The sequence below is a fragment of the Coprobacter sp. genome (assembly GCF_982436375.1).
Map to the genome: position 1 here is coordinate 1 of NZ_CEWDCG010000324.1, position 1,530 is coordinate 1,530.

At 40.9% G+C, this 1,530-nt stretch carries 1 protein-coding gene; it reads left to right on the forward strand.

All coding sequences use genetic code 11. The features are described 5' to 3' along the window. Positions 1-77: 77 nt before the first annotated feature. Positions 78-1,508 carry a decarboxylating NADP(+)-dependent phosphogluconate dehydrogenase gene (gene gnd / locus AC1WHX_RS12080; protein WP_122338075.1) on the forward strand — a complete coding sequence of 477 codons (1,431 nt, stop codon included), beginning with the start codon at positions 78-80 and terminating at the stop codon, positions 1,506-1,508. Positions 1,509-1,530 lie beyond the last annotated feature (22 nt).

Genomic DNA, 1,530 nt, shown 5'->3' on the forward strand with positions numbered 1-1,530 from the left:
ATATGCACAACTTTTTAAACATAAATCTTTTATAATTTAATTCCGCCAATAGGTATACATATCAAAAAAAATGAATTATGAAAGTTGGAGACTTGGGACTGATCGGTTTAGGCGTAATGGGGGCGAATTTGGCCCTTAATTTTGAACGTAACGGTTATGTTGTGGCTGTATATAACCGGAAGGAAGGAGAAGAACAAGATGTCGTATCTCGTTTTATGGAAGAGAATGGAAAAAATAAAAACTTCATACCGGCCGCTACGATAAGAGAGTTGGTCGATAAAGTATCTCGTCCTCGAAAAATAGTATTGATGGTAACTGCCGGTGATCCGGTAGATGAGTTGGTAGATCAGCTTTTGCCGCATTTGTCTTTGGGAGACATTGTAATAGACGGGGGAAATTCCGATTTCAGAGATACGGACAGAAGGGTTCGTTTTATGGAAAGTCGGGGTATCTGGTTTGTCGGATGCGGTATTTCAGGAGGAGCTGAAGGAGCTTTAAACGGTCCTTCTATAATGCCGGGCGGTTCGGTAGAGGCTTGGCCTTTTATAAAGGACATGCTGCAGTCGATCGCTGCAAAATTAGAAGACGGCTCACCTTGTTGTCGGTGGATCGGGTCGGGTGGTTCCGGACATTTTGTTAAAATGGTTCACAATGGAATTGAGTATGGAGATATGCAACTCATCGCCGAAATGTATGCGATATTGAAACAAGCGTTGGGTTTAGGCAACGATGAAATATCTCGCTTGTTCGAATTATGGAATCATGGAGATTTAAATAGTTATCTGATCGAGATAACGGCATCGATATTACGTTATAAAGAAAAATCCGGAGAGTATCTGGTTGACAAGATAAGAGATGTTGCCCGGCAAAAAGGTACGGGACGCTGGTGTGTTGAAGTGGCGTTGAATGAGGGAGAACCTTTGACGTTGATTACGGAAGCCGTATATGCACGGATGTTTTCTGCTTTACCCGAAATTCGACGAGAAGCGGCATCCTGCTATCCGGATAATATAACGGAAAAATGGCATGATACGGACTTTTCCGTTGATATGGCACGGGATGCGTTATATGTATCCAAAATGATTTCCTATGCACAAGGCTTTTCGTTATTACAGCGGGCCTCGTCTCATTATGGATGGCATTTAGATTGTGCATCTATTGCATATATTTGGCAAAATGGTTGCATAATTCGATCTGCATTTTTGAGAAAGATCGTTTCTGCGTATAAGAAAGATCCGTTTCTCGGCAATCTTTTGTTTGATGATTATTTTAAAAATACGGTTATTTCTTTGCAAAACGGGTGGAGAACTTTGATATCTCGGGGATTGTTCTCGGGAATTCCTTTACCGTGTATGACAGCCGGACTTACTTATTTTGATGGTTTGCGTACTGAAAATTCGACGGCTAACTTAATACAAGCACAACGAGACTTTTTCGGAGCACATACCTATGAACGGACAGATGCAGATTCTGGGGTATTTTTTCATACCGATTGGAAAAATTTTTAATAGTAAAAATAAAGGTTTGGAA

Bases quoted from the DNA above. Each gene is read 5' to 3' on its own strand.
- gnd (WP_122338075.1), top strand. From the start codon at position 78: ATGAAAGTTGGAGACTTGGGACTGATCGGTTTAGGCGTAATGGGGGCG.